Below are 24,594 nucleotides of genomic sequence, written 5' to 3' on the forward strand. Positions count from 1 at the left end.
CTCCACCTGTACTTATAGCGCTGCCGCAGTGCTGGCAGAGTGCATACCAACGTTTAATTTGTTTTGGATCTCGCGGATCACATGATCACATTGCTGCATAAAGGCAACAAACACATGTGAATCAAGCATGTCTAACTCAGTACCGACCGCTAATCCATCTTGTTTGATCTTACGCGCCTCTTCTAAACGACGCACCAATAAACGGTAGTCTTTAGTTTGAGCTTGTAGGTTTTCATGTTCGTTGATCTCTTCAAGTAATAACTGCATACGACGAAGCTTTTCAACATTGTCAGCTGTAATACAAGATTGACGATGCGCTTTGATGCGTGAACGCAGTGTCAGTACAAGCACAATCACACAAAGTACCCAATACTTCACATGCCAAAGTGACAACAAAGCATCGTAAAAAGTGGTCTTTAACGCACCATAAGGATTAAAGAAACGCACTGCTGCCGGATGACTTTCAAGATCTAACCACACACCTTCTTGCGCTTTAAAATCGGCCAATACAGGGTAAGACTGCACCAATTGCTTGCTGTATAAAACATTCAAAAAGGTTTCTACCATGTACGCTGGCGCCGACTGTTTGGTAACAAAAATACCCTGATTAATAATGCTCGGTGTCCAATTCGCAGGTAGTGGGCCATCCACTGATGCATATGCGCCAACCGAGATATCACTGGCAATCACATGTGTATTTGCATTGGCAATACCTTCATTTGCATCAATACGAATTAGGTAAAACTGACCAGTTTTTAATAATGTTTTCAGGAATTCACTGTGTGTACTGGCCGAGATAACTGCACCGTCTAATTCATTTGAATCAAGTAGGCGTGTAAATTCAACTTCTTTAGCACGCACTGTGCGAGGGTCTACGTGGTAGTGCTCTAACATTTTAATTGCTAACTGGCGATCATCACTTTGTGCGTCGCCCATCGCAATACGACGACCCGATAAATCAGTAATGGTATCGATACCACTGCCCATACGTGCAATCACATGAAGAACATTTTCGCTGATCGGTGCAATCGCAGCTAGGTTATTAAATGATGATACCGCTGGCGACATAATCGCGATATCGGCTTTATTCGCCTGAAGTAAGCTGCGGTTAAAGTTTGAATCACCACTGGCTACTAGTTCAACATTAAAATCTGAACGTGCTTCTATCGCCTTTTTCAATTCCAGCCCTACTTGGTGCTCATAGCTGCCGCGCTCACCTGTGGCTAACTTTAAGATATTACTTTGGTTACCTTGTAAGTAACCTAAATAGATAACGCCAAAAATTGCCGCGATCATTAAACCCCAGCTAAGATAAGGGCGAATTGAATAGAACTGCATGGTTTTCTTTTCCTGAAAATAAATCTATAAATCTGTGTTGTAATTGGGTCTAAATTATAAAAACTCGGTCACTATCACTAAGTCATTGCCATCACCTTAGTTTGTGCTGGTTTGACCGTAGTACCCATAGCATTCATGTTATTTTGGGTCGTTTGATCAGTAAGGCGCGTTGCTGGCATACCGACGATCATCATTTTAGTGCTGCCTTTGACATGCCTAGCAGGACCTTTAATCATATTTGATACCATGCCGCCCATAGCACCCGCTTCATCGCCACTGGTCATCATTGTGGTGGTGCCCAAGTTATGTGCCGGCATAGCTAAAATCATCATCTTTGTTTGATTCGGTGTGGCCATCGTAGACATTGCCATATTCGGAAATGGCGTTGGTATGAACGGTGGCGCTGGAGCATTTGGCACTTTACACACATCAGGCATCGCCATACTCATTGCACCCGCTTGCGTATTTACAAACATATCAATTACCCCATGTGAATACGTTTAGCATCAATACGCATCTCACCAGATGCAGTAGAGATGGTGGTTTTTGCCTGTGTACTAAAAGTGTGTCTGACAGTCTGCAGTACGTTACCCGCAGTAAGCTTATCTAGCTCTTTAATCTGACGAATACATTGCTTGGCATTCTGTACAAATGTACCCACTTTCATGGTTGCTGTTTTGCCCTGGCATGATGCAGTCTCAAACTGTAACTGGGCATCTTCTGTGGTTTGCTTGTAAGATTTTGAGATACTCACTTCTTGCTCTGATAAGCGTTGTATCTGCTGCGCAGATTGACCAAGTTTATCTACAGCATGCTGATGTATATTATTTGCCTGAAGGGCAATGTCACCTTGCGCTGCTTGCAATGTTAAATTGCCTTCAACCGCTAATACACTTTGTTGCGCCTGTTTTTGTTCAAGCACCGCTAGCACCCAAACTTTACCTTCAAGGTGTTGGATTAATACTAGGTCGCCAAGCTCTGGCTTTAATAAACATGACGCTGCTTTAGTTGCTTTGTATAAACCATGTGCCGACTTTACTAACAGACCACTATTAGCAATCTGCACTATGTGGGCGCTTTCTTGGCCACTGGCCATCACAGGGTTAAAATGAGAAATATTTGCTGACATGACTATTTCGCCTTAAATTCTTCTGCTTGTTTGCGTTTAGGATCGGTTGGACGCACATCACCTTTGTTTGCCCCTTGCCAAATCACACCACCATCTAATAATTCGTGAAAGTTCGCATTGCTCAGTGTCGCGCCTGAAAAGTCGCTCGCGTATAAAGCGCCATGTGAAAAGTCTGCATAGGTAAAATCAGCCCCTTTAAACACACACGCATCAATTTTCACTTCGCTAAAAATCGCCTCAACTGCGGAAATATTTGCCGCCTTACAGCCTACCCAACGAGTTTGCTGAAACACGCCTTGGTCTAAAGTGCTATCGCTAAAATCAACCTTGACCATTTGGCTTTTCGAAAATAAAGCTTGTGTTAAATTTGCGCCCTTAAAGCAGGTCTGGTCTAAATTCGTCTCCATAAAACCCGAACCCGTTAAATCAAGACCCGTGAACTGACATAAACTCAGATCACAGCCACCAAACTGCAAGGTCTTGACCCTGGCTGTTTGAGAAAAATCGAGTCCTTTGGTTTTGCTCGAGGTGAACTGAACGATTTCAAGAGAGGTATTGTTAAAGCTTGCAGCGCGAAGCTCTGACTCCAAAATTACGACGCGCTTTAAATTAGCACCATCGAAATTCGCTTCCAATAAATCACTTTCAATAAAAGACACCGCTTCCATCTGCGCATGAGTAAATTGCCCCTTTGTTAGCTGACATTCGACCCAGTTGGATTCATCTAAATCGGCGTAACTACAATTAAGCGCAGGAAACTGGCCTTCAATGCAATTAAAGTGGCGCATAATAGCACGAGAAAAGTTTACCGACTGCCCTTTTGACGACACCCAGTCTGCATTTCGCAAATCACACTCACTGAAGTTGGTACCATTAAAACTACATGCTAAAAACTGGGTTTCTCGAAGGTCACTGCCTGTGAAGTCAACACCATCAAAATTAACATCAGAGAAAATACCACCGGTAAAATCAACCCCAGATAAATCAAGGCCACTGAAATCAACTTCGCTGATTAGTGCCTCGCCACCCTTTACCCTTGCTTGAATGTCTAGCTTACTCATGGACGATACTCCTCAAGTAAAGTCTGTGATAAATCAGCACCAGCAAAGTGTGTATCACCTAAGGTTGCTTCTAAGAATAAGGCATTAAATAAGTGACTCAGCCTAAAGTTTGCAGAGACCAAACGCGCACCAGTGAAGTTTGCTTCCATCAAGTCCGCACTGTGTAAATTAGCGTCTTGTAAATTCGCAAATGAGAAGTTAGCACCGCGTAGTACCGTTCTAGATAGGTCCGCATGACTAAAGTTACACTCAGCAAAGTAGCCCATTGTAATATCAGCGCCTTTGAAATTAGCACCACTGAGATTTGCACCAGCAAGGTTAACTGTTTCGCCCGTTACTTTAGAGAAATTGGCACCTGATAGGTCGCTATCGCCAAAAAATGCCACCACAGTCATGCTACAACCACTAAAATCAGCCTGCTCAAACTGTGCGTCAGTTAGTACTAAACTGCTTAATTGTGAATTTTGACATAACAGCGCAGGGGCTTTGGTTTCAATAAAAACGCAATCTTTCACACTGCTTTCAACAAAACCACACTGAGTGAGCTCACTTTCGATAAAGTTCAGGTCATGGACTTCTGAGCGAGTAAAAAGCACTTGCGACATGGCAATCTCTAGTGAGTCATTGTCATGGAGCAGACACCCAGTAAACTGAGTTTTGCTTATGTTGGCATTAGAAAGAATGGTTTGCTTAAACTCACACGCTTTAAAAGTACACGCGTTTATCTCACTTGCGCCTAGTGTTGCCTCATTAAACGTACAACGTTCAAAATGACATTCTGTAAATTTCGCACGCGCCAAAATCGCCTTATCGAAGTTAACGTCGGTGAAGGTACAATGACTAAACTCTGTTTGCTCAAAGTAGCTGAAAGACACATCGACTAGTAGCCACTGCTCATCACTAAAGCTCAGGCATGCCCAGTCACCATCGTGAAGAGACTCATCAGCTAAACGCTTAGCGTTAAACAGCTTCTGTACTTCAGTAACCGGTAAAAGATGTGGCGATAGCCCCTCAGCCATCGCATGCGCGCCCATCGCATAAGCCGACTTTAATTCAGGTACGCTTTCATCCAGTTCTATTTTTTGTTGCTGAATGGCCACCAGCCCTTCATTTAATTTGTCTAAAATATCTTCTGAGTCGAGTTTGTTTTGCAATTCAAAGATTTCAGCACGTAACTGCTGAGCTTGCTCACTCTCAGCAGGCAATTGTGCGAGTTGCGACTGCAAAACCCCAACCTGCCCTGTGATAAGCTGAGATAACTCAGTTAGTTGCTGTTCGGCTTCGGTAATTTGCTGCTTAATTTGCTGTTCTGCATCATCCAAACTATCGCCGGCCGGAGGTCTTATCAACTCAGATGGCTTATCTTCATCAGAAAGCATGGCTAAAACATCTTGCTCAGATGATTCTAACTTTGCTTTGGCAGCCAATAATTCTTGCTCTGCTTCTTGCGCTTTTTCAGGCGCTTCAGCTTTCAGCTTTGTCACTTCTTGCAATGCGTTATCTAACTGAGCTTTACCCTCAGTAAACTGCTGTTGTACATCAGGTAGAATAGCCGCCATTTGCGTCGCCATGTACGCCGCAATTTTTTCATCTAATTGGTCTAGTTTCTTTAAATCAACCGCAGCCAAATCTATTTCGCTTGGCTTGTCTTTGCGCATAGGGGTAATTGACGCGATAAAATCCATCAACTTTTGTAGCTCTGGGTCATCTACTTGCTTTGATGCCAAAGCGGCCTGCACGTCTTTCGCCATCAACGCCTGAAATGCGATGGTTTCTTTTAGCTTTAAAAGCTTCTCTTTTAGTGGTTTTTGCTCTGCTTTGAGTTTGTCGAGCAAGGCTTTATCTGCTGCACTAAGTTGTGCTCCTTGCGCTTCTAATGCTTTGATAGATTTGACGGTTGGCGCCATAGCAGCTTCAAGGTTTTCTACGACACCACTCTCTAATAGTTGTTTATGAGTTTCAACTGCTTGCTTAGCCACATCACTCATCACTTGCGCTTCCATGCTGTCCATAAAGCTGTCGATATTACCTGTCATAAAGTCTTGCAAGGCGTCAGGATCATCATCGTCACTGTCGCTCTCAAGTTCAACCGACTCAGGAATAATATCTCGGCAATACAACATAAATTTAAGCGCTAGCTCATCGTTTTCACGGTTACGCAGGGCGCGTTCATACCACGCTTTATCACGGCTATGGTCATCTGCGTCTTCAAAGGCCAATAGTAAATGTTTAACGTCAGTTGCAGAGCGGTCTGAAACGCCCATTGAACCATGAAATACCAAAGCGCCTAGCTCTTTATGAGGACAAAACCACAATGTATCTAACACCATAGGAATTTCGTCAATTTGTGAGTCTTCTATAGCAGCTTGTTCACCCTGAGTATTCAACACTCGTTTTGCAAACGCACGACAACGCCAAGTAGGTAATTCACCTGAAAGCATGACGAAATTAGGGTGCATGTTTTGAAAGTGATAACGCTCTTGCCCAGTTAAAGGCGCATCAAACCACTGATCTTTTGGGGCATCATTAAAATACAGCCAATTAATGTCTTTAGGTAACGCATATGGATCGTCGTCTGCATTAACTGGGCCTAATAATTTGGCTCTCGGCATATCTTGCACACTGGTTTGTGAGAAAAATGCAGGTTTACCCTCGGCACTTTTACTGGTAACCAATGACAACGGATATTCGATATTCGGTAACCAATGTACTCCCTCTTCATCAGCGTGATAGCCTTTGCCTTGCGAGTTTAAAGAGTAACCCTCACCGCCAAACGCATAATTTGATAATAGCGGTAAAGACACAAATTTACTCGGTTTGCTTGGTAAACCGCCAAGTTGCCAAAAGCGCTCGCCACTGACGAGTAGTTTTTTTGATAGTTGACCTACCTGTGCTTGCACATAACCAGCTTCAACAGGTTCTGCGTTAGGCGCAAAGAAACAGCCATTAATTAGGTATTCTGGCTTGTCTTTAGGTAACCCTGAATCGAACTGGCCTAATTCAAGTACTTCGCCAAGGGCCTCGTAAAAGTCTTGTTCCATTTTTACACTGCCATCAAGCAATGAAAACGGAATGATGCCTGTCACTGAGAAGATATTCTTCTCAGCGAAACGTATGGTTTTATGTGAGGCGACTAAGGGCGTGCTTTTAGAAATCTGCATTCTAAATAACCGTTATAATACTAGCTTTCTTAATTTCAACTTTGGTGTCTTTAATAGAAGCTTTAGCTTTTTCAATTCTACTTTTTAGCTTTTTAATTTCTGCATTAGTTTTCGAAATATCAGTATTTGAGTTTTTTAGATCGGCATTGAGCTTACTTATATGCTGACCAATCTTTTTGATTCTATTAGCCTTTTTCTGAACATCAAGTTTCTTCAACTGTATTTCTAACGCAGTATTGAGCGATAATTCCTTACCAGCTTCAAAAGTAATTTTTCCACCTACAAACATTTCATTTGCTAAGCCAACCATAATAGAACTTGCAGCTCCTACAACAGTCTCGTGAGAAGCTGCTAAATTCGAAGACACTGTTCCCCCCATGAACATTTCATTTACGCCACCGTGATAAATTGATTTGGTATTACCGGTTACCTTTTCTTTTGTATCACCATCAACTTCACAAAAACTATAACCAGTTATATATTCATAGGTATCACCATGGACATGAGCCTCGGTATCACCAACAACCACCTCAATGGTGTTTCCTTTGGTGTAGCCATATGCATCTAAGACTGTTTTTTCTATATCAGCCACGTCCATATTTAAAGAAACTTTTTTCCCTTTAATTGATTTTACATCGGGACCGTCTTTCACTATGTCATGAGGCCAACTTTTGCTATTTATTTCGGTATCTTCAGGAAGGTTTTCAGCATATCCACCACCAAAAGCATAATCACAGGTATCGCCCCATTCGTAGTTATTTCCGCTTTGATAGGTAAATGTATCTGCCCATGTTTTTTCGACTAAAGCATTCTCAGCAATCTTCTGCGTGTTCTTTTTTACTGCACGTTCATATTTAGTTCGAAGCGTTTCTAATTGTGAATACTCAGATGGCTTTTCAGGTACAGAAGCTTTTTTCAAGTTTGTAAAGTTTTTATCATAGCTCTCAGAAAAACCTTCATCTGTTGTAGGCTCTAAATTCAATTCTGAAATCCAGCCTTTTCTGCTGTCTGATAAATCACTTTCTTTTTCTATTGACTGTTTTCTATTTATAAACTCTGGGTAAATATCATTCTTATAAACTTCTAAATTTTCTTTTTTTATTTCATCATCTTGATTATTTTTATTTGCTTCTGGGGTCTTAATTCTGGAATGAAAGTCTGCAATGGTGAAAATGAACTTCTCGTGCAAATCTAGCGACTCTTCATAATCTGAAATCTTTTGATTCGACTCTAAAGATTCTATTTCAGTTTGTAACTTTTCAATATCACTGTCATTCGTTGTTGCACCAAATAAGTTAGGTACACCAAGCCTGTTTTCTTTATCAGGCCAGTATTCTTCACCATCACAACCACCTTCATCCGCATGCACTTCGGTGTAACCATTGCCAAACTCAAATACATTACCGCCGCCATAATAGTATTCTTGACCATCAGTCCAAGTGTATTTATCACCGACACGACGCTCTATTAAGTATTTACCTGACAACTCTGTTTCTCGCGTCATGGTGCCAGCTTCTTTAACTCGGTTTGTCTTGCCTTCAGTTAAAAGTTGAATTTTGTCTAATTCTGACAAATCTTCAAAACCATCATCATGTTTGCCACAACCTGTTTCATCTTTTATTGCAAATTGAAACAGTCCCTGCTCGATGATTAGATCTTTCGTATCTGCAACGTCTTTCTTACCCGTTTCTGTATGCGCTAACTGGTCGTAATTACTTGTTCGGTTTTCTTCATCATCAGATTTAACAACGACAGTTATCTGTTGCCCCCCCATCACTTCTTTGCGTTCCATGCCTTTAGTTAAAGTTACTACACCATCTCCGGCATGATTAGGCGCACCTAAATGCATGTAACTTTCAGAGTCACCCGTTTCAAACTTAATGCGGTTTTTACCATCTTTATCTTCAAGCTCAATCTTATTACCCGCACCGGTTTTGATCAGGCTGTTAGTTTGGTTTTCTTCGTTTACCACGCTAGGCTGTGAAGCATTAGGGATCGAGCCTGAGATCACTGGGCGATCTGGATCGCCGCCAATGAAGCTTAATAATACTTCTGCGCCCTTGCGCAGCGGGAAGTGCATACCTTGATTTTCGCCAGAGAAAGGTTGGCTCATACGAATGTAATGTGAGGCTTTTTTACCTTCGCGATCAACGCGATCGAAAGGTAAGGTAATGCGATAACGCCCTTCTTTATCAACTTCGGCATAATGACCATCACCAGAGGCGTCAACAAAGGCGTTTAAGTTGCCATGAATTTCAGGGCGCGCCGTCAGTAACTCGGCTCTGAACTGAGTATCGCTGCTAATGGCAATAAACTGATTTTCGTATGCCTGTTGCTTTGTCGCTTCTTGCACAATCTCAGGGTTAATACCTTGGTGCTCGATGCTGACAACTTGATATTCAATATTACACTTAGCTCTGAAATGACCTTCTAGGCTAGCTAAAAAGCCCGGCACGAGTCGACAAATAGTGCTTTCGCCACTGTAAGTATGGTGCTTTGCAATTAATCGCTCGGCACTGACTTTTGCCAAATGTAGGCCTTCATCTGAGTTTTCGATGTTTAAGCCCCAGACGTACACTTCGCCTTTACCACGTGGTTCAACCACGTATTCGCCTTTGATATCAAGCGACGGCGTATTGTCGTTGTAGTCACGTAATAATACCTTGTTAGGTAGACGCTGGCGCTGAGCAATAAAGTTAGACACCGTATTCGCCGCTTGGTTAATTTCTAACGAACTGGCTGGTAGGTATTTAATGGTGCTGTTTTCAATACCGCTGTGATGGTTTAAGTCATCACAGAAAATGATTTTTTCACCATTTTCTGTGGCTTCAAAGAAGTAATAAATACCATCGCGTTCCATCATACGCGACATGAAATCTAAATGACTTTCAGCATATTGCAGCTTAAACGGCCACTTGCGGTATTTTTTTGTATTGCCTTCATCAACACGAGAAAAATCGTAATCGATATCGCTCAAACCACCTTCTGTTAAGACCGCTTTGATCATTTCTGGTGTGGTCATGTCTAAATAGACTTCATTGGTTTTATACAATGACAGCTGCCATAGACGTGGTACTAGCACGGCTTGATATAGAACTTGGTTATTAACCTGTTTAATGGCGTCAAATTCACTCAAGATACCCTGTACAACACGCTTGTCGTCACCCATTGCAAAGCTGAACGTGGCATCTTTATCGAGCATATCGTCCTGATCAAGATCTGCGTTGCTACATAATAGCTCTATGGTGAATTCAAATAACTGTGAAATGCCTTCACGGCCTTCAAAGCGCACTACCTGCACATGATCGGCTGCGGTCAGTGCTTCGTGAGTAAATTGATATGAAACTTGTGTCGCCATTAATTCTTTATCCTATTAGTCTGCTGCTCAGTTTACTTTTAAGCGGTTTATGAACACCGCGTCTGAGTCTTGCGATTTCGCTAAGCTCGCTTGGTTAAAACACCAAGTATCAAAGCCCAGCTGTCCCCATTTTTGTTGGCCAAGCTGAATTTGCTGCGCCTCGGTTTTTGGCACAGAAATCTGTAATTCAACTTCCAGTGGGGTGTTGAGATAAAACCGAATAAATTTAACTAAGGTTTGCCATTGCGTTGGTTCATTCACCAAGGCATCAAAACGGGCTTGACTGATGGGGCCCATTTTTATGGCGAGCTTGCTGTGTCTGTCTTTAAGCTGATCGCCTAACATCAGGTCGTTGCCCAATTCATGACACTGCTTACCGAGTGCGTTTTTAAACTGTGCGGGTACTAGAAACTTGCGCTCAGCACATTGCTCAATAGTGAAAGGAATATCACTGAGTAATTCATTGAGAATTTGCTCTAATCCCAAAATGCCGCGACGAGGCTGATTAAACAACGGGGCAAATTTTAGCAACTGTGCAATGTCAGGCAGCACGTCATCACGACCCAAGGAGCCTGAAAATGCATGCAATAACTGGCTGTAGTCTTGATTTTGTTTTTCAACCACTTGGGTTAATACGTCATACTTTCTGAGTGCATCTAGATACAAGCGATATAAACGCTTATGGATCAGATCTAAAAACTGCTTAGGTGCACGTAAGTCATCTTGTTCATAACTTTGCAGCTTGATGGTATCTTGCTTTGGCAGTGGTGAATTGGCACCGTATAAACCAAATAGATTGACTTCAACACAATAACCACCTTGCTCTTTTTCAGTCACAGACAACACACTTTGTTGCTGCACTTTTAAGCTTAAGCTCGGCACGATATCGAGCGCCAGTTCAGGATCTAAGCCGGCAATAAGCAACGCCTGCTCAAGCACTGAAATAGCACGTTCAAAACTAAATGCAGCAGGATTATTCAGCAGTTGCTGTAACTGCTGATTGTCATCTTGAACTCGAGTTAGGTACTGTGGCTGCGACATTAGATAAACGCCTTATCACCAAGGTTTACCGCCCAGTCGGTGGCTGATCCGGTTGTCTCATCAATGATCTGAAGCTGAGAAAACACATTTACTGGCGCCATACTCGCCATAAACGCATCAAGTACCGCACCAAATACATACATATCACCAAAGCTTGCAAACCCTTCAGGTTTGATGGTCAGCGATACTTGTTGACCGTGTATGAAGTGGCCTTTGTATAAGGTTTCTTGCTGATTAACACTCAGTTTGCTAATGGCTTTTAGTTTTTTCTCATTGGCAATTTTGCCCGCTAAATCTTGATGATCCGGTGCAATGTATTGGCTAAGTAAAGCTTTCAGTTGCTCTGCATCAGTAAGTGACAAGTAGTTTAACGATAGATTGCTAATCAGCTGCCACAAACGCTTTGACTCGAGCGGTAGACGCCTTGCCTGAGTGGGTGCCACAATGTTTTTAAACGTCGCCAGTTCTGGAGAGTTTTCAGTCGCCACAGAAATTTCACCAATCAACAACTTATTGGCGTATTGGCCGTTACTACAAGTCAATTGCGCAGATAGCATTTCTTTATCTTGCAATGGGTTGTGCTGAGACTGCACCAACTTAACTGCGATATCAGGGTTATCTTGTGTCCCTTGATAGACCAGCTCGTAATAGTCTCCCTCAACACCTCGCTCACTAAAGCCAGCAAATAACGCATAATCGCGTGCTTGCTCTGCACCACGGGCAATACTGCGCAGGCTATTGATCTGGTAAATTTCAGTACTGTCGTTGGTTTGCGGACCATTAGGAAGAAGCTTGTACTGGTTCTCATCATTGCTGATCATCACAGTTTTTGAGTCCTGCTCAAACAGGTTCACCGCTGGCGTCGCAAATAACTGCAGTGACTTATTAGTCAATAAGCCTAAGCGGTGTGAGGTTTTCTCAAGTTGGAACTCAATACTAAACTGACTACCCGCACCGCGGCTTTGCCAATGCGATAAGTCTAAGTCTAAGAATAAGTAGTGCGCAGGTGATAAAAAGTATTGCTGCAGTAAGTCATAGCTTGGCATCATACCCAACTTTTGCGGATATATACTTTGCCTTGGGTTGACCAAAGGTTGAGACAGCGCTTTGGTAGGCAAATTCACGCTACCATTGGCCGTGATGGTAATGGCCTGTAAATGCTGCGACAGTAAAAAGAACAGATCGGCCGCTTCACTGTACTCGTCAGCTAAGAAAAAGCGCAGTTTAGAGAAAGCCACCGCGTCTAACGTCATGCCGCTCAGCATTTTAAAATCAACGCGTACTTTTGCACCTTGCTCGGACGTTGCATCGATTTTAACGATGTTACTAATGCTCAATGGCAACAATTCAACATCTTGCGTGGTTTTAAAGCGACAGCTAATGCCATTTTTTGCTTTCGAGTCGATATAAGTGCCTTTCGCAGTTGTTTGCGCATCTAATAAGCTGGCTTTTGGCTCAAATGCGATCACGGTGCTGCTCGGCAATGGACGTAAATATTGCGGGCAAATATGTTGCGCCAACGATGTTAATAAGCGCGGAAATTGGCTGTCCAGTTCATCGCGAATACCAGCGGTTAGATACGCTACACCTTCTAATATACGCTGCACATCAGGATGTGCTTGCGGGTTGTTTAACGCATCTTGTAACCCTGCACTGGCAGCACCTGGCTGAGTTGCAAAGGTTTTTAACTTATTTAATTCTTGTCTAAAAGTCAGGGTATTCACACTTCACCTTAACGTTTGTCTGTCAGCTCAAAACTGCCATCAGATAAAATTTTCCCAAATAGCGTTAACGCTTCAGGCTGACCTTGAGTTTGCAAATCAGCGTGAATAACCACCTGGGTTGCTAAGTTCTCAGGGCCGTTCAATAACACTTCAATTTTTGGCTCAAGTAGCCTAGGTTCATAATGATGCAGTGCCGTTAATAAGCTTTTAGCAATGTCTTCACCGGTACTAGCTTGTTCATTAGCGACCACCATAGACAGATCATCAACGCCATAATTTAGATCGGCCTTAACGCTGCCTTTTCTGGTATTGAATAGCGAGGTTAGATTGCTCTTTACAGCATCAAGCAAACGATGCGTGCCGTTAAGCACACGGAGTTCGTCATCGTTTCTGTCTAAATCAGCAAGCTGTTCAAACACCGCAAGTCCAATCATGGTTATGCTTGACTCCCTACTGCTTGTACTTCGTATTCAACTTCTCGGTCGGCGCCTGTGCTCCAGATGATTTTTTCGTAGCTGAAAAATACATCTTCCATTAAACGGTATTTATCTTGCTCCGTTTCGTATAAATGCGGCGTCCAAGCTTGGATTTTACTTACTAGTGCATTTTCTAATTTGATCTCATAAAACAGTTCAGCTTCACCTAATTTATTAGGTTGATACCAACTGATGATCACCTCAGTTAATACCTCGCGATTCCACATCGCTTGCTGTAATTTAGGAGACGATTTATCAATCAACTTATTGATGCGCAGCGCGTTATGAACTGGCTTACCTGCACTCAAACCTATGTCTGTTTTTGGTACTTCAATAAGGTGTTCAAAGCTCAATACTTCAATTTGCCCTTCATGCAAAAGGTGAGTTGAACTACCAATGATCTCGCCTTGCTCGCTGGCATTAATTTGAATGTAACCGTGAATTGCCATGTATGTTCTCCTTAAATACCAACTTGGATACCAAGCACAAAGTCTTGGCCCATAAATTTCATATGCGGGGTGATCGCTAAACGTATGTCGACCAGCTCTTGATCGTCATTTTGCGTGACCGTTAGTTCGGCACTTTTAAGTGGCTTACGTGCCTTAATTGAAGCCGAAGGGTTTTCAACTTCAGACACGTATTGTTTGATCCAGCGTAAGAGTGTTTGCTCAATTTCGCTGGCGCTTTGCATGCCGCCGAGTAATTCTCGCTGTACCATTTTTAAGTAATGCGCGATTTTACTGGTGATGAATACATAAGGCAGTTGCGATTGCGCTTGTGCATTTAAGTAGCTTGCATCTGGACGACGTAACTGTGCTGAATAAGCTGCCCAACGCACACTGTTTGCAGTGGCGAAGTTTAAGTGATTATCAGCCACATTATTGGCCAAAGGCATAAACCCTAGCTTGGCCAATAAGCTCACTTGCTGTTCGCTGAATAGCACATCTAAACCAATATCAGGCAAACCAAACTGGCTTGGCGCCAATAACGCCGGCACTTGACCGCCTTGGGCACCTGCAACCTGAGAACAGACACCGAACTGCTGATAACTTTGCAGTAAACACTTGGCAAAAGCGAAGCTAGCGTTACCCAGCAGCAAGCCTGTTTGCTGTTCATTGTCTTGCGTCATACCTTCGACATACGCCATCGACATTAAATCACCTGCATTAAATGCATAGCGTGCTCTAAGCGCTGTACTTGGCAGCGTTAAGGCCACAAAGTTTGCTTCTGGTTGCTCAGTGAATTTGCGCCATTTAATGTATTTTGCTCCAAGAAATAACTCTTCTAGCTCATAGCCTTGCGGTAACTGGGCAAAGTCCTGCACTTGCATCATGGCTTCGTCGACCGCAGCGATAAAGGGCGCATGAGCCGCAGCAGAGACTTCTGCAATACGCGACAATAAACGTAGGTCTTGCGCACCGGCATTAAAGCGGTAATTCGCAATGAGTGCGCTGTAAGGCTGACCACCATACTGAGCAAATTCGCGGGCATAAACTAAGTCAAATAACGCACTTTCTGTTAGGTTAATATTGGCTTCGAAGTCATCAAACAACACTTCTTTGTCTAGATTAACTAGCTCAATAATGGCGTTCTCGACTTGCTCTGCTTGCATCACTAAGTCATAGGTACTACGCCATAATGACTCCAGCTCGCGAAATTGTTCGTCATGTAATACAGTGTCTAACATTTCACTTAAATGAGTATGTAAGTCACCGATTAAGAACAACAACTCGCTGCTTGATAGGCGTGATTGTGTTACCCCAACCGAGGCAAGCACTTGCTGTTGCGCAACTGATAACGCTGCGCAATCAAACTCACTAGACTGGTGCACTTCTAAGCGTTGGATCAACTGCTGTACCATCGCCAAGTAAGGCACATTTTGTAGCAATACTTGTGGTTGAAAGTCAGCCATAGAGTTCAATTGCACAACCAAGGCATTGGCACTGAATGCTTCTGCATTCATATAAACCGACTCTATGAACAATTCAATATTGAAACTGCGCATCACAGTTGCAAAATTGTTCTTGTTAATACGCTGAGCCTGTAAAGCGCCTTCAATATCTCGGGCATAGCCCGAGAAATTACCGATAACCAATAACTTGCATGGCAGAGTTCGGGCTTCGTCACGCTCCAGACTTTGGTAAGTGAAATCCAGTCTAGTCATACTTAGTCAGCCTGTGCCAATTCTAGGGTATTACTTACCCAACACTGTGCGATCTCACTTGGAATATCTAACTTCTTATTCTCTAGCGAATCTAACAGTGACTGGTGACCATCAAAGCTGTACTTCACTTCCATGAAGCTCACACCTGATTGACGTAACTGTTCAGCTTGTTTCGGGAAGTCAGCTGCGGTGAAGCGCTTAGTGCCTGTCTTAAAGTCATTTAAGAATTCAGGGAAGCCCAGTGCACCTTCGTAACGTTTTTCTAAATTGATACGACCTACTTCTAGCTTAAGTACCACGTCAGCACAGTTTTCATTCCACTCAAACAAGCTGTTCGATGGGAAGTTCATGTTCACCAATTCTGTGTTGCCTTCAGCACACTGCATAGTCAGTGCTGTTTTACTTACATGGTATTTCGCATCTAAGTTAACGCTGGTTGGCTTAGTCGCCACAGACACTTTATAAACATCTTGTTTTGCTTGCTTGGCATCTTTAGCACGTGACGCAAAGGTTAAGAAATCGCCGCTTACTGGGTAGCGAATATCACCCAGTGATTTAGCCACATAACCTGCACCTAAACGCTCACCAACAAATGGCGCTGTGTTGGTATCCATAAAGCCCCAAAGTTTACCTTCAGAACCAAACGCTAAACCACTTAGCTTGTACTCAGGCACACCTTCTAGCTGAGCTAGGAAGTCACGTGACCAAATATCTTGCAGCTCACACGCAGACTCTTCGACCATGTAGTCTTGCATCAACATAAGTGCGCCAGTATATAACTGCCAGAATGCACGATTGTCTTTGTTTTCTTTACCAACAATTGCTTGTAGTTTCTTGATTGAGGTATACCCAGCAGCCAAGGTACTTTCACCCGCACCTGGGTTATCTGGGCTAGCAAATACACCTGATACTGCAGCATGTGACACTGAGCGCATTTCAGCACTGTAAACGAAGTTTTCCATCGCCATGCGGTAGTCACCTAATAGCTTACCTGCCGCTTCAAGCTGCATTGCACGCTCGTCAACGTTTGGACCGCCCTTGCCTTTCGCTTTATTAAGTTTCTTCTGCGTCTTCATGCCTGACTTACCCGCACCCGCTAGCGCTTTACCAACAGGACCGGCTTTGGCTGCTAGCTGCATACCCATCTTTGCGAGTACTTTACCTTGCTTACCGTTATCGGTTTTTTCTTCTGGACCAAAGGCACGCATTTCTTGGTAGTAACCCACCATATTGACCCAGTCAGGTACATTTTCAGCATCATAGAATGGCTTTAATTGCTCATCCAAGGTGTTCAATGCGTTGAAGTAAATGTTACGACCTGTCGAAAGGTTATTTAATACTGTTAACCATTCTTCACGACCGCGCAGCTTAGTTGAACCCGCCATAAAGTTTTGGCTGAATTGCTCCCAGCTTTGTAGGTATTGACGCTGATATTGACGTCTAAATTCAGGCTCAATGTCATTCAAAATAGCGTCATAGCGTTTGGTTGCACGGATCTGCTCAATAAAGCCATCAATTTGTGCTTTACCAGCTAGGGTGAATGCACCTTTAACAACGACATCACCTGTCATTGCACCTGTGCCCGCTTGCCAGAAATCTGAAATACGCGTTTCGCTGTCTTTCGCTACCGCGTTTGCCCAAGGGATCAGCCACTTCGCGAAATCACGGCTGTTGATCAGAATGTCGTTTAGTTGCTTGTTCATTAGACCAAGCTCTTGCTCCAGTAGACCTTTATCTTTGGTCCACATCAGCGATTGCACATACAGCGTGTTTAGACGATCAATCGAGCTTTCATCTTTAATATCAAAGAAGTCAGCATCTGAGGCGTTATACGGCATTGGCATTGCCGAAATGCTGTCAAATGACTCACCTGCCATATACGCATCAAGGATGTTAATTCGACGCACCAAAGTACTAATGAAGGCAACAATTTTCTCTTCCGAGATATCTGCATCTCTATCGAATGCGGTGGCTAGCTCTTTGCTAAATGCTCTGTCGGCTTCATCTACTAAACGCATCTGTACACGCTCAGAGAAAATACCTTCTAGCTTAGTGATAAACTCAGGCTTACCGGCATTAGCCAACCAAGGTGTCCAGCTATAGCCATTTAACATCTGTACCATAGTGCGATATTCGTACATGGTTTCGATGTTTTGTGAGAAGTCAGTGCTTTTCTCAAAGTTACCCGCATACAGTGTGAGCGCTTCATCTAAAATGCTCGCTTTGTTTTGATACGCACCATATAAGCTAACTAACACCACAGCGGCAGCAATATTCCAAACAGCAGCTTTACCAAACTGTTTGCCCTGCTCTGCGCGCTCTGAACGCGTTAATGATTCTAATAAATGACGCTCTGACGGTAAGATTTCAGTCAGTAACTGACGGGCAAATACCGTTTGCTCATCTTGTTGTGCTACAAAGTATAAGCCTCTAAAGAATGGTGTCTTTTGATATGGGTTGCTTTGGAATACGCTATCAGTGAATAAGCGCAGCGGGCGCTCTAAGCTTTCAAACTGGTTAGCAAGCAACAATAGATCTGGGTCGGCTTTGGTATTGGCAAGGGCATTTAAAGTTAATTGCTTCAAACGCTCTGACATCTCAGCCATAGTGCGTTTAATAAATGGCTCTACCGCTTCTCTGTCTTGGTTCGATTGACCCATTGCTTGCTCAAGCTGCTCATCTTCTAATGAGTTAACAAGTTCAGAGAAACCTGATAAGGCATCTGAGCCCGTTACCACAACGTAGACAGGCACTTCAATGTGCATTACTTGCATCAGCTGTTCAATGTTCTTACGTACATTTGTGCCGTACTCAATCAGCGCTTGGTTGTTGTCAGCCAATAACTCAGACATAGACACCGATACCACAAGGCCATTGATAGGCTCGCGCTCACGGTACTTTTTCAACATGCCAAGTAGTTTGATCCACTCGTTATTTTGACTGCCTGATCCACTGATATAACTGGCTGGGGTATCAATTAAAATACCTTGGTTATATAAATGCCAGTTAATTGCCTGCGCGGTCTTGCTAAGGCCTTTGTCTTCAATCGTTGGGCGCGGAAGTGCTGCTTGCTTGATCACACCATGCGGTTGGCTATCTTCATTGCCCAGCACTAAGTACCAAGGCAATACATATTCAGGTTCACCGTGATTTTTTAAGTAACTACCACGTAGTAGCTTAACCATGCCTTTAAAGTTTTGTTCAAGCTCGCTCTTTGGCTCGCGCTTTGGCAATGCAAAACGTTTCTTTTCAGGCTCTTCAACCTCGATTAAGGCTTCTACTTTCTTTTTAGCTTGGTAATGAATAATCGCCTTGCGAATACCCAAAAACAGTAACCACGCTACAAATAAGCCGGCACTGATCTTGGCACCTAACTGCCAATCATTGCCTGTAAAAATAGCCCCAGCCACGGCCACTGCCGTAATCAAGGTCCATACAAATAATATCAATAAAAATTTAAGAAACTTCTTCACTATCGTCACTTACTTTTGTGCTGAGATTAAACCGAAATAACCAAGATATTTGCTAAGTCCAGCAGGGCTTTCTTGAAATAGAAAAATGCACCAATTGCTGCCAGCACAGGTCCACCATAGAGTAACGGTGACCAGTTTTTCTTTACTTTAATCGGAGTTGATTCAGCTACTTTACCGACTGCAGCAGGGAATAACTGTGACGCTTCTTCTGCAAGTATTTGGTGGTTCTCAGTTTGAATGGCATTGAGCTTGGCACTGCCTTCGCTGCCGAAAAATTTACCTTGGAAGCCCAACATCAAGCTGTAGTAGTACACTTCACGGATGTCGCGCTCAGCAGGGTTAAATGGGTTTAAACCACTTAAATGGTCATAAAACTCAACACCCGCATTGGCTGTATCAAAGTAATGACGTTGCAATAAGTTACGAGCCCATTGCGTCTTACCCGCCCAATCAACGGCCACTAAGGTTTCATCAATATAAGCAACCGCAGCAAATAAGCCTTGGCGATACTGCTGTTGTGAATAGCCGCCTTCTAGCGCTTTTTGATATTGGCTATCTAAAAAGCTGCTCATTAGCTGACGTACCTGATGGTAATCTTGACCTTGTGGTGAAGCTTTAACTTGTTGAGTAAACGCTAAGGCTTCGATAAAACAATCAATTAATCTCATCGTTACCCTCTCACTACAACCATTTCTACGCTCAAGTCTTCTGGTGCGTCATCCCAGATCAATGCAGCCATACCTTGCTGTTCGATCTCACGCCACTTTTCGCTATCGCGATTCACTGTGAAATATGTCACTTTCGCACGTTGCTCTAGACCACTTGGTTGCTCTGTTTGCAACTGAGTCTCAAGACCTGGTAGTGCACGGGCAGCGTAAATATCCACCATGTTTTCAGCAGCAAGCTTAGAGAAGGTATTAAATGAATTAATAAAATCAGCTGTTGGCGTGCTCGTCTCAAGTACAAAGTACAAGCTGTGTTGACGCGCAAAGAACTCTTTCGATAACTGACATGTGAAGCGACCTTGCTCGTCTTTTTCAAAACGTGCTAATAACTCAGGGCTTACCGTTAATTCATCTAATAGTTGTACAATAATTTTCTTCGCAGCTAAGAAGCTCTGCGCAGCATTGCGGTGCTGATAAGCCGGTAAGCCTTCAGCGCCTGAAGCCTGTGGTTCACCTAGGATTGAATATCTATGTGAGTAAGTGCTTAGTTCACCCACTAACCCTCTTAATATGGCGTACGCATCCGACGGCTTAATAAATGGGTTTTCACAAACATGGTGAATACTTGGGATGTAACGTGCTAATACACGCAATGCACTGCGGTATCGCTCTGCAACAGGGTTAAACTCTGCGGCACGTGACGTTGATGTGCTTTTATAGTTTTCAAGCTGTTTTGAGCGGCCCATTAATTCGTCGCGTGTCGACTTTAACAAGTCGTGTAATTGCTTAGCGGCACCAACATATAAACTTGGCGCTGAGAATGACGTGCTTAGAGTCACTTCTTCACCTGCTAGCTCTAGTTGCGCAACTTGAACAAGTTGATAGTCTGCAGCATCTTCTACTTCATCATTGAAGAACACATTCAGTGCATGCTTCATGGTTTTAAGCTGAGTTGTGCCTTCACCCTGGTGGAGATCTAGTAACTCTTGTCCTGCATCAGCGCATACATAACGGCTATTCATATCGCCGGCAGCATCATAGCTAGGTACTAGCGTGGTATTTTTTACCTGCTTTGATAGGTTTTTTAAGCCCACAAAGATTTTTAAAGGCAGTGATTTATCTGGCCAATTCGACTCAAAACTACGTGGTTTAACTAACGCATTGCTGTGCATGTCAACGGCCGTGCCATCTTCAAACACAAGGTTTAAATAATTTAATTGAAAAATTTGACTGTTCAGCGCATGTTCGTCAATGGCCATATTTGCCACCCCCCAAACATTGCCTGACGCTAATTTGAACGCGTTTGCGCTAGCTGACTGTGCATTTAAAGATTGGTACTGCAGATGCTGAGGTTGCAGAAATAAGCCTTGATGCCAGAAAATGGGTTGCTCGAAACTCACGGGGATCCTTTACTACTTCTTCTATTTGGACTAATTACTCTGCAAGCATTTGCAGTTGGGCTATTTTGGTAACACCTAGGTCGACCCAAGCTCGGATCCTTGCGCCATCTGGTGCTTCTGGATCTTGGAATGGCATAAAGTCTGACGCGGTTAAATTCAGATCATCGACACGGTTTGCAACGGCTGGCACTTCAAAAACTCGCACTGACTCAGCCACATCTAAATTAAAATACCCGGTAACAATCGCCACAAAACGGGTTTCTTTTAAACGGTCGATTTTTAAGATTTCGCTTTCGTTTGGTTCAACAATCAGCTCATGATGGCTTAAGATTGAACTATCAATATCTTGCTCTGTTAACAGTTCACGAAGCCCTGATTGACTGCGGCGAATGTCATTAAATACTTTGACATCTGATAACTGAAAAACACGTAAATAAAGCGTGTGAGGTTTACCATCTTGAAGATTCAATTGCTCAGGCGAGGTAAAGCGAAAAACCAAGGCTTGCGCATCGAAATCCCAAACTGTGTCTTGTTTTTTTATTTCTTCTGACCCACGGTAAAACCAAGCATTTCTTCCATCCTCCCAAATCCAGTCATTTGCTTGGTGTTGCTTATCATCAATATGAATAGGAGGCTGCTCGGTGATATTAGCCTGCCAAGTTGGCAGTTGACTTGCACATCCCGATAGCAAAGCAGCTGAAAGTAAAGCGATTGCAGAAAGCTTGCTCATTGTGTTTTTAACCATCAAATAATTCTTTAAATAAGGTGCAGCGCAACACTGCACCTACCTTAAGACTAAAATTAGTCTTCGAATGCTACTAGGTCAGCATTCTCACCGTTTGATGCAGTATCAACAGTTTCAGTACCACATACATCGTGCTTCCACGCTACTGCGTTGAAGCTGAAACGTAATGTTTCAGTTGCCATGATGTGGTCGTTTGCTGGATCCATTGCATTTGGAGAGTTAGTAACGATTTGCGTTAATTTCGCTTCTGCTACTTTAACCTGGTAGTAACGAACTGGCTCACCACCACTTGTTTCATCTGGAGAACGGTAGAACTCAACATGAATGTTTAGATCAGTTGGTTGAGAAAGTAATTGATTTAGAAGCGGGCTGCTCTTATCGATTAGTTTCGTGATTTCGATGTACTCGTGACGACGAACACCAGTCACTTGACCATTACGCTGATCGATTGGTAATACGCTGCTCTTTTGGAAAGCTTGTGCAAAGATTTTGTCTGCGTGATCTTCTTTGTAGTAAGAGCCAATGCTTTCTTTCGAAGATGCGCCTTCAGTTAGGTTATTACCTTCTGCGTCTTCAATTGTTACAAAAATTTCATTAGGCATAATGTCTATCCTTCTGATTTATAATAATTGATTAGCGCTGATGCGCTAATCAAGCTCGTTTCTTCTATACAGGCTTATGCTTTATCTAAGATACCGCTCAAGCTTAGCGTGAAGTTAGCACCCATAAACTTGAAGTGAGGCGTTACGCTTAGTGATACTGAGTACCAACCTAACTCGCCTTCAGTTTCTGACACAGTGATGCTCGCCTTACGTAAAGGACGAGAACTACGCGTTGCCGGGCTTGGATTCTCTTGGTCAGCTACATAGCGACGTAGCCATTTGTTTAATTCAGTTTCTAAATCTGAACGAGACTTCCAGCTACCTAAGTTTTCACGCTGAAGTACTTTGATGTAGTGTGCTAAACGGCTCACAATGAATAAGTAAGGCAGCTGTGTACCTAGCTTGTAGTTCATTTCAGCCATTTTAGACTCTTCGTCATTACCAAACTTCACCGCTTTCTGGATTGAGTTTGACGAGAAGAATACGGCGTGATCACCATTCTTACGAAGCGTCAGTGGAATGAAGCCAAGTTCAGCTAATTCATATTCTTTACGGTCAGAGATCTGTACTTCTACTGGACCAAATACTTCTTCACGGCCTTCTTGCTCTACGATATTGATAGGTAAATCTTCTACCGCACCACCAGACTGTGGACCGATGATATTCGGACACCAGCGGAATTCAGCAAAGCTATCAACTAAACGACTTGCATAAGCAAAAGACGCATTACCCCATAGGTAGTCTTGCTTTTGTGAAACGGTTTCTTCGTAGTTGAACGCACGTACAAGTAGGTCTTCACCGTATGTAGGACGTAGCATGAAGTTAGGCAGTGTTAAACCTACATTGCGTGAATCGTCATGTTCACGTAATTCGTGCCACTTACGGTACTGTGCACCTTCAAATACAGATTCAAGCTCTTTCAGGTTTGGTAATTCAGCGAAGTTATCTACACCGAAGAACTCATGATTTGCGTTACCAATGAATGGCGCATGTGTCATTGCTGATAATGAACCTAGTTGCTTAAGTAAGCGCACATCGCTTGCTTGATGTGTAAATTGGTAATCACCAATAATTACACCGTATGGTTCACCACCAAACTGGCCATATTCTTCTGTGTATACACGACGGTATAAACCGCTTTGTGTAAGATCTGGTGCGTCATCAAAGTCTTCTTGAAGGTCTTCTTTCGTCACATTTAAGATTTCGATCTTAATGTTTTGAGAGAAATCAGTACGCTCAGTTAAGAACTTCAAACTTCTCCAAGGACGCTCAAGCTCTTTGAACGCTTCATTATGAAGAATTTCGTCCATTTGTTGACTTAAACGTGCATCAAGCTCGTCGATTAAGTCATTTACAAATGATTTATCTACGCGTACAGCGCTGTCATCTTTTTTCAGGGCTTCTTGTAATAGTGCTTCTACACCTTGTTTTACAACCGGGTAGCTTTCATCCTGTTCAGCGATGCGAGTAAAGCCAAGTACCTCTGCGATAAGTGGCGTTTCCGTCATGGTTTCAGTAGTTGCCATTGTTTCCACCTTATTTTTCGCTAGTGCCGATCTCTTTGATCAGCTTTTCGCGCGTTTCACTATCTTGAATTAACTTTTGGATATGCTTACGCATTTGCGGCACATTTCCTAAAGGTCCTTTCAGTGCTTTAAGCGCAGCACGTAGCTCAAGTACACGCTTTAACTCAGGTACACTTTCAGCTAACTTGTCAGGTGTGAAATCACTGATTGATTTAGGAGAGAAGTTCACTTCTAAGTCTTCACCGCCCTCAGTCAGGTGGTTTTTAACCGTGAAGCTTGTATTTAGGTTTAAAGAAGCCATCACGCTATCAATGTTGTTATTGTTCACATTGATAACATCACGCTCTTCAACGATGCGGTCATCAGGTTGGTTAGTAAAGTCACCTAAAACAAGTAACTTCATTGGTAGTTCAATTTGTTTTTTGCCATCACCAACAGCTGGTTTATAAGAGATATTTACTCTCTCTTTTGGTGCGACTGAACCAGTATTTTTTTTACTCATTACATATCCCTAGCTATATGCATAATTCAAGTGTTACGAACAAGGCTCTAAGCATTAACTAAGGGAAAATTACTCAGTCTCGCAGAGGTTTGTTAAATGAATAAAAACCAATCCTTTGTGACTAGCTTTTAAATCAACGTAACAACTTAGCAACTTATTACTCAGAAAAACTAAATTACCGAGCAGGCGGATTTTACATGAATTTAAACTGAATACCATTACAGCCAAT

18 protein-coding genes are annotated in these 24,594 nt (G+C 42.9%); all 18 read right to left on the bottom strand.

All coding sequences use genetic code 11. The features are described 5' to 3' along the window. Positions 1-12: 12 nt before the first annotated feature. Positions 13-1,338, bottom strand: a complete 1,326-nt coding sequence (locus AC1HJP_RS09550) for a TAXI family TRAP transporter solute-binding subunit (protein ID WP_480361600.1) — start codon at positions 1,336-1,338, stop codon at positions 13-15. A 77-nt stretch (positions 1,339-1,415) separates the two neighbouring features. Then, the gene (locus AC1HJP_RS09555) at positions 1,416-1,814 is read right to left on the bottom strand and encodes a DUF4150 domain-containing protein (protein WP_480361601.1); all 399 of its coding nucleotides are present in this window, start codon (positions 1,812-1,814) and stop codon (positions 1,416-1,418) included. 5 nt (positions 1,815-1,819) lie between these two features. Next, positions 1,820-2,467, bottom strand: coding sequence for a DUF3540 domain-containing protein (locus AC1HJP_RS09560; RefSeq protein ID WP_480361602.1), 648 nt, complete (start codon positions 2,465-2,467; stop codon positions 1,820-1,822). Between the two features lie 2 nt (positions 2,468-2,469). Next, a complete protein-coding gene (locus AC1HJP_RS09565) occupies positions 2,470-3,528 on the bottom strand; it encodes a pentapeptide repeat-containing protein (RefSeq protein ID WP_480361603.1) in 1,059 nt (352 codons plus the stop codon). Continuing rightward, positions 3,525-6,689 (bottom strand): DUF2169 domain-containing protein, encoded by a 3,165-nt coding sequence (locus AC1HJP_RS09570; protein ID WP_480361604.1) that lies wholly within the window; start codon positions 6,687-6,689, stop codon positions 3,525-3,527. The genes AC1HJP_RS09565 and AC1HJP_RS09570 overlap by 4 nt, the downstream gene beginning before the upstream one ends. A 1-nt stretch (position 6,690) precedes the next feature. Beyond that, complete coding sequence (tssI, locus tag AC1HJP_RS09575; RefSeq protein ID WP_480361605.1) at positions 6,691-10,047, bottom strand: type VI secretion system tip protein TssI/VgrG; 3,357 nt, start codon at positions 10,045-10,047, stop codon at positions 6,691-6,693. A gap of 27 nt (positions 10,048-10,074) precedes the next feature. Then, on the bottom strand, positions 10,075-11,088 hold the full coding sequence (gene tssG / locus AC1HJP_RS09580; RefSeq protein WP_480361606.1) for a type VI secretion system baseplate subunit TssG: 1,014 nt from the start codon (positions 11,086-11,088) through the stop codon (positions 10,075-10,077). Further along, a complete protein-coding gene (gene tssF, locus AC1HJP_RS09585; protein ID WP_480361607.1) occupies positions 11,088-12,812 on the bottom strand; it encodes a type VI secretion system baseplate subunit TssF in 1,725 nt (574 codons plus the stop codon). Before tssF ends, tssG begins: the two co-directional genes overlap by 1 nt. A gap of 8 nt (positions 12,813-12,820) precedes the next feature. After that, the gene (gene tssE, locus AC1HJP_RS09590; protein ID WP_480361608.1) at positions 12,821-13,246 is read right to left on the bottom strand and encodes a type VI secretion system baseplate subunit TssE; all 426 of its coding nucleotides are present in this window, start codon (positions 13,244-13,246) and stop codon (positions 12,821-12,823) included. Between the two features lie 2 nt (positions 13,247-13,248). Beyond that, positions 13,249-13,737, bottom strand: coding sequence for a type VI secretion system tube protein TssD (tssD, locus tag AC1HJP_RS09595; protein ID WP_480361609.1), 489 nt, complete (start codon positions 13,735-13,737; stop codon positions 13,249-13,251). Between the two features lie 11 nt (positions 13,738-13,748). Then, the gene (tssC, locus tag AC1HJP_RS09600) at positions 13,749-15,452 is read right to left on the bottom strand and encodes a type VI secretion system contractile sheath large subunit (protein WP_480361610.1); all 1,704 of its coding nucleotides are present in this window, start codon (positions 15,450-15,452) and stop codon (positions 13,749-13,751) included. A gap of 2 nt (positions 15,453-15,454) precedes the next feature. After that, on the bottom strand, positions 15,455-18,925 hold the full coding sequence (locus AC1HJP_RS09605; protein WP_480361611.1) for a type VI secretion protein IcmF/TssM N-terminal domain-containing protein: 3,471 nt from the start codon (positions 18,923-18,925) through the stop codon (positions 15,455-15,457). Positions 18,926-18,951: 26 nt separating this feature from the next. Next, complete coding sequence (locus AC1HJP_RS09610) at positions 18,952-19,593, bottom strand: DotU family type IV/VI secretion system protein (protein WP_480361612.1); 642 nt, start codon at positions 19,591-19,593, stop codon at positions 18,952-18,954. A gap of 2 nt (positions 19,594-19,595) precedes the next feature. Further along, positions 19,596-20,990 (bottom strand): type VI secretion system baseplate subunit TssK, encoded by a 1,395-nt coding sequence (tssK, locus tag AC1HJP_RS09615; RefSeq protein WP_480361613.1) that lies wholly within the window; start codon positions 20,988-20,990, stop codon positions 19,596-19,598. A 34-nt stretch (positions 20,991-21,024) separates the two neighbouring features. Then, positions 21,025-21,735 carry a type VI secretion lipoprotein TssJ gene (locus AC1HJP_RS09620; protein ID WP_480361614.1) on the bottom strand — a complete coding sequence of 237 codons (711 nt, stop codon included), beginning with the start codon at positions 21,733-21,735 and terminating at the stop codon, positions 21,025-21,027. 56 nt (positions 21,736-21,791) lie between these two features. Further along, a complete protein-coding gene (gene tssD, locus AC1HJP_RS09625; RefSeq protein ID WP_480361615.1) occupies positions 21,792-22,337 on the bottom strand; it encodes a type VI secretion system tube protein TssD in 546 nt (181 codons plus the stop codon). A gap of 74 nt (positions 22,338-22,411) precedes the next feature. Then, positions 22,412-23,863, bottom strand: a complete 1,452-nt coding sequence (gene tssC, locus AC1HJP_RS09630) for a type VI secretion system contractile sheath large subunit (protein WP_480361616.1) — start codon at positions 23,861-23,863, stop codon at positions 22,412-22,414. Positions 23,864-23,873: 10 nt separating this feature from the next. Next, a complete protein-coding gene (gene tssB / locus AC1HJP_RS09635; protein ID WP_480361617.1) occupies positions 23,874-24,365 on the bottom strand; it encodes a type VI secretion system contractile sheath small subunit in 492 nt (163 codons plus the stop codon). Positions 24,366-24,594 lie beyond the last annotated feature (229 nt).

This window comes from Pseudoalteromonas sp. NFXS53, assembly GCF_056629255.1.